The organism is Piscicoccus intestinalis NBRC 104926 (assembly GCF_001515525.1).
GTDB lineage: Bacteria > Actinomycetota > Actinomycetes > Actinomycetales > Dermatophilaceae > Kineosphaera > Kineosphaera intestinalis.
The window spans coordinates 1-5,557 of sequence record NZ_BCNQ01000215.1; the positions used below are offsets into that span (position 1 = coordinate 1).

General features: G+C 76.0%; 6 protein-coding genes. All 6 read right to left on the reverse strand.

Going from position 1 to position 5,557, the window contains the following annotated elements:
* Positions 1-801: FecCD family ABC transporter permease (locus tag PINTE_RS20115; RefSeq protein ID WP_068434189.1), on the reverse strand; the 801-nt coding region annotated here is incomplete at its 3' end.
* Positions 798-1,613: a thioesterase II family protein gene (locus PINTE_RS20120; protein WP_068434191.1), complete on the reverse strand. Its 816-nt coding sequence runs from the start codon at positions 1,611-1,613 to the stop codon at positions 798-800. The genes PINTE_RS20120 and PINTE_RS20115, both read right to left, overlap by 4 nt.
* Positions 1,606-2,535 (reverse strand): siderophore-interacting protein, encoded by a 930-nt coding sequence (locus PINTE_RS20125; protein ID WP_084343852.1) that lies wholly within the window; start codon positions 2,533-2,535, stop codon positions 1,606-1,608. Before PINTE_RS20125 ends, PINTE_RS20120 begins: the two co-directional genes overlap by 8 nt.
* Positions 2,532-3,977 carry an MFS transporter gene (locus PINTE_RS20130; protein WP_068434193.1) on the reverse strand — a complete coding sequence of 482 codons (1,446 nt, stop codon included), beginning with the start codon at positions 3,975-3,977 and terminating at the stop codon, positions 2,532-2,534. Before PINTE_RS20130 ends, PINTE_RS20125 begins: the two co-directional genes overlap by 4 nt.
* Positions 3,974-4,261: an MbtH family protein gene (locus PINTE_RS22270; RefSeq protein ID WP_084343854.1), complete on the reverse strand. Its 288-nt coding sequence runs from the start codon at positions 4,259-4,261 to the stop codon at positions 3,974-3,976. The genes PINTE_RS20130 and PINTE_RS22270 overlap by 4 nt, the downstream gene beginning before the upstream one ends.
* A partial coding sequence (locus PINTE_RS20140; protein ID WP_169798588.1) for a thioesterase domain-containing protein occupies positions 4,258-5,557 on the reverse strand: 1,300 nt, incomplete at its 5' end. The genes PINTE_RS22270 and PINTE_RS20140, both read right to left, overlap by 4 nt.

A 5,557-nucleotide genomic window follows, 5' to 3' on the forward strand; every position in this document is an offset into this window, starting at 1 on the left:
GCCGCAGGCCGCGGTGGCCGCGCCGGCCAGCAGCACGACGGCGCCGAGCCCGACCACCCGGTCGAGTCCGGCGCGCCGGCCGAGGGAGGCGGCCAACTCGTCGCCGAGTTCCAGGCCCGGCAACGCGGGCAGGTTGGCGAGGGCGGCGCCGAACCCGAGCAGCAGCACGGGGGCGATGCCGGCGGCGACCCCGAGGTCGCGCCCGACGAGCGAGCCGACGCTCCAGAACTGGAACGACTCCATCGTCTGCGGATTGACGAGCACGACGGCGCTCGCTGCCGAGCCGAGCAGGGCGGTGAGCACGGAGCCGGTGAGCACGACGGTCGTCATCGGCTCGAGCACGCGAATGCGAGCCGCCAGGCCGAGCACGACGGCCCCGGCGACGACGGCGCCGAGGACGGCGATCCACACGTAGCCGGCCGGGGAGGTGACGCCGAGGTAGGCCAACGCGACGACGACGCCCAGGGAGGCCCCGGCGTTGACGCCGAGCAGCCCGGGGTCGGCCAGCGGGTTGCGGGTGTGGGCCTGGGAGAGGGCGCCCGCGATGCCGAGCGCCGCGCCGCACAGGAGGCCGACGACCGTGCGGGGGACGCGTAGGCCGAGGACGACCGCGGCGTGGGCGTCCGTCGCCTGGCCGCGCAGCGCCGCCCAGACCTGCTCGCCGGCCAGGCGTGACGAGCCGAGGGCGATGCTCGCGTAGGTCGCGGCGAGCACGGCCACGACGAGCACCGCCGTGACGGTCGCGACGCGGGACCGGGCGTGCGGCAGCAGCGGCGGGCGGGAGGCGGACGCGCTGGTCATCGAGCCCCCCGCGGCACCGGCTCGGCCTGAAGCGCCGCCGCGAGGGCGGCATAGAGGCCGTCGGCGTCGTCCACCAGGGCGTGGTGACCGCCGCGAAGCACCACCGATCTCACACTGTTGTGTGTGTTCGACGCCCAGCCGGCCATGCTGCCGGGCGGCACGACGGGGTCGGCGTCGCCGCTGATCAGCAGCAGCGGAGTCGGGTCCGGGCCGGCGTACGGCAGCGCGGCGTGATCGAGCGAGGCGAGCAGGTCGGCCCGCAGGATCGGCAGATACATCGCCAGGAAATCCGCGTCGTCGAGCAGGGGCGCGGGCACCCCACCGAGGCGTTCCACCCAGGCCCGCAGCGCGGCGTCGTCGGTGGTCAGCCGGCGCAGCTGCGCGCGTTCGGCGTGGTCGGGGTGTTCGGCGTCCGGCGCCTGCCGGGCCGACAGGGCGAGCAGCCTGGGGCGCGCTCCGGCGTTCGCCGCCTGGGCGAGCAGCCGATCGGTCTCGACCGCGACTCCGACGCCCATGCTGTGGCCGAGCAGCACGGTCGGAACACCGTCCGCGAGCAGGGGCGCCAGGGCGACGGCGGCCTCGGCGGCGAGCTGGGTCACGTCGGTCGCGAACGGCTCACCGATGCGGGTCTCCCGGCCGGGGTAGCGCACCGCCCACAGCTCGACGCCCGCGCGCAGCAACGGGCGCGCGTACTGCGCCCCGGCGCCCGAGGGCGGGCAGACGACGAGCCGAAAGCCCGGCTCGACCGCGGCGCCGTTCGGAGGCGGTGGCGCACCCGGGCGGGGTCGCAACCGCACGAGCACGTCAGCCATCGACACGCCCCGATGCCGGCGGCACGGGCTCCTCGTCGGCCCCTCGCGGCCCCGGCTCACCGGGCTCGACCGGGTCGTCCTCGGGCTCCTCGGGCTCGTCGTGGTGGTCGTGGTTGGCGGCGCCGCGGCGCCAGTAGCCGTCGACGTCCCAGCAGTCGCGGGGCAACCCGCGCTCGCGCGACAGGTACCGCCGCAGCTCCTTGATCGACGTGGATTCTCCTGCAACCCAGACGAATCCGTCTCCGTCGTCGAACTCGTGGGCGCGCACGGCGTCGGCGAGCAGGCGGGTGGAGCCGGGTGCGGCGGGTCCGCGGTGCAGCCAGCGCAGACGCAGGTCGGCGCGGGTGGTCAGCTCGATCTCGTCGCGTTCGTCCTGCACCTCGACGTAGGCGGTCACCGGCACGCCCTCGCGCAGCCCCTCGACCCACCGCGACAGGGCGGGCAGCGCGGTCTCGTCGGCGGCCAGCACGTACCAGTCGCAGACGTCGCGCACGAGGAAGGCGCCGCGCGGGCCGAGCATGCCGAGGCTGTCTCCGGGCGCGGCGCTCGCGGCCCATCGGCCGGCGACCCCGTGGCCGTGCAGCACGAAGTCGATCTCGAGGGTGGGACCGGCGGGGTCGAACGCGCGCACCGTGTAGTCGCGGTAGGTGTGGCCGGCCGGCGACCAGCGGCCGTCGACGAGCTGGGGCATCCGCACGTCACCCCGCTCGTCGCGGTCGAAGAACAGCTTGACGTGGTCCTCGGGGGCGACGGTCGGAAAGTCGTCGAGGTCGGCGCCGGTGAAGCGCACCCGCATCATTCGCTCCGACAGGCGTTGCGTCGAGTCGACGGTGATGCGCCGGGCCCGGAGGTCGAAGAAGTACTGCGCGATCTTGCCGCGGTCGACGTCGGGCGCGTAGTGGCGCGGGACGAAGGTCGTCATGAGCTGCTCCTCGTGCGTCGGGTCGGGTTCTGCGGGTTGTCGGTGGCCGGGTCGGAGCCGGGTCGGTCTCGTGCGTCGCGCTCCGGGACGGGTTCGGGCCGGGACCGGTCGGCCGGGTCGCCCGACCGGTCGCGGGTCAGGCTCCGCAGGGCTGGGCGGGTGATGAGCAGGGCGGCGGTGGTGACGGCGGCGACGAGGCCGCCGACGACGATGACGGGGCCGACGCCGATGAGTCGGGCACCGAGCGAGAGCACGGGTCCACCGAGGCTGTCGCCGACGGTCACCTGCGCGGTCCACAGGCTCTGGACGCGGCCGCGGAGCCGGTCGGGGGTGCGTTCGGCGAGCACGGTGAATCGCAGGATCTCGCCGACGACGTCACCGGCTCCCACCGCGGCCATCGCGACCGCGGCCAGCGCCACGCTCGGGGCGAGACCGAAGAGCGCGATGCCGAGCCCGGAGGCGACGTACACGCCGACGATGACGAGGCCGACGCGGCGCACGCGCGGCACCCAGCCGCTGCACAGCGTCGCGAGGATGGCCCCGACGGACGTGGCGGAGTACATGAGCCCGACCGCCTCCGGACCGGCGTGCAGGTGGCCCTGCACGAACTCGGGGATGAGCACGTGCGGGGAGGCGAAGAAGATCTGCAGGAAGCCCATGACGAGCACCGCCGCCACCACCGGCTCCGAACGGGCGAAGCGCACGCCCCCGGCGAGGTCGGCGCCCCACTCGCGCAGTCGCTCGCCCCGTCGCTTCGGGGAGCCCGAACCCGCGGCTGCCCGCGGCCGAGGCGGTTCGGGGTCGGCCTCGCCCGCACAGCCCTGACCGGGTCGGATCGGCCGCAGCGGCAGCAGAGTCAGCCACGAGACGAGGCTGACCGCGGCCACCGCCCAGTACACGCCTTGCGCTCCCCCGCGGGCCGCGAGCACCCCGCCGGCCAGCGGGGCGGCGGCCGAGCCGAGGTCGAGGCAGACGGCCATGAGCGTGCCGGTCGCCGGCAGCATCGCGCGGGGCACGACGGCGGGCACGGCGGCCCCGAAGGCGGTGGCGCCGACCGCGCCGGTGACGCCGTCCCAGACCGCGAACACGTACAGCGCGGCGACGGACGGGCTCTCCAGGCCGGCGTTGAGCGCCAGACCGACCAACCCGGCGATGGCCAGGGCGCGGCTGACGAGGATGACGCGGCGCCGGTCGACCCGGTCGGCGAGCACGCCGCCGGCCAGGGAGCCGGTGATCGTCGCGAGGCCGAGCACGGTGTTGACGAGCGCCACCTGCAGGGAGGAGCCGGTGAGGTCGTAGGTCTGCACCGACAGCACGACAATGAGCATCCCGAGCGCGAACACCGAGATGAGGCGGCCGGTGAACAGCAGCCGGTACTGCCGGTTGACGCGCAGCGGGGTGAGGTCGATGACCCAGCCGGAGAGGTCGAACCAGCCCCTCACGAGGCCGGTGCGGGCGCGGACCCGTGGCGCGCCGGCCCTGCCGTGGCGGCCACCGGATCTGCCGAGTGCGCCGGGCCTGCCGGTGCGGCTGCCTCGGTCTGGGGGCGGGCAGTGATGTCCGGCCAGTTCGCCTCGACGTAGGCCAGCGCACCCGAGCGGGCGCCCGGGCCGTAGACCGTGCGCCAGCCCTGCGGCACCGGCCGGAACGTCGGCCAGAGGCTGTGTTGGCCGGCGTCGTTGACGAGCACGAGGAAGTCGGCGGCGTCGTCGTCGAAGGGGTTCATCGGGTCTCCTGGGCGATCGGGGCAGCGGGGTGCTCGGGGTCGGTGTCGGTCAGCAGCGGCGCGAGTCGTTCGGCCGCGAACGGGGCGGTGAGCAGGTCGTGCGGCACGTCGAGGTCGACGCGGCGCAGCCCACCGGTCGTCAACGTGGCCCACGCGGCAACGGCCTCCTGCGTGCTCGCCGCGCGGGTGCTCTCGGTGGCGTCGCCCGCCCCGGAGCCGGTGGCGACGACGAGCGTCGTCGGGGCCGCGATCGGGCGGGACCGGGCGGTCGCGAGCAGTCGCCGGTTCGCGGTGAAGACGCGGGTGAGGGTGGCGAGGTCGTCCGCGCCGAGGGCGCTGAACGCGCCGGTGCCCTCGGTGAGAAAGTCGAGGGTCTCGGCCGGGTCGTACGGCGGCCCCAGCTCCGGCGGCGCCTCCCGCAGGCCCGCGGCCAGCAGGAACGCGAGCACCTCCTGTTGGTCGGCGACCGCGCCGGGATCCGCGGGGCTGTCGGGGAGGCGGTCCGGTTCGTCGTCCACGGGGCGCCGGCCCGCGGGCGGGCCCGGGTCGAGCAGAAGCAGCCCGTGCACGGCCACCCCGCGGTCCTGGAACGCGGCGGCCATCGCGTGCGCGACGTGCCCGCCGAACGACCAGCCGACGAGTCGGCAGCCCGTGCGACGCAGGTCGTCGCCGTCGGCGGCGCAGGCGATCTCGGCCTCGTCGGCGAGCCGGGCCGCGAGCACGCTCAGGTCGGGGCAGTCGGCCAGGCCGGCCGGGTCGCGCAGCGCCGGGGACTGCAGCGCGTACACAGCGGGGGCGTCCGCCTGCGTGGCGCGCAGCCGCGCCGCGAGCGAGGAGAACGTCCAGCCCAGGCCGAGCATCGGATGCACGCACAGCACCGGCGCCACCGGGGCTACGGGGGCCACCGGGGCTGAGCCGGGCCGGCCGGCGCCGCCCCGACCGGCCTCTCGTCGGGCGCCGAGAGGCAGCACGACGGCGAACGGGTCGTGGTCGGCGCCGAGCGATGCGACGAGCCCGGCGGGCGTGGGGGCGGCGAGCAGCGCGGCGACGCCGACGCGGCGGCCGAGGCGTTGCCCGAGCACGGTCACCACGCGCATCGCGAGCAGCGAGTGCCCGCCGAGGGCGAAGAAGTCGTCTTCGGCGCCCACCGTCTCCAGGCCGAGGACCTGCGCGAACGCCGCGCACACGGCCTCCTCGACGGGCCCGCTCGGGCGGCGTCCGCGGGCGGCTGCGGCGGGCAGCGGCAGCCGGGCGACGTCGAGCTTGGAGTTCAGCGTCAGCGGCAGGTCGTGGACC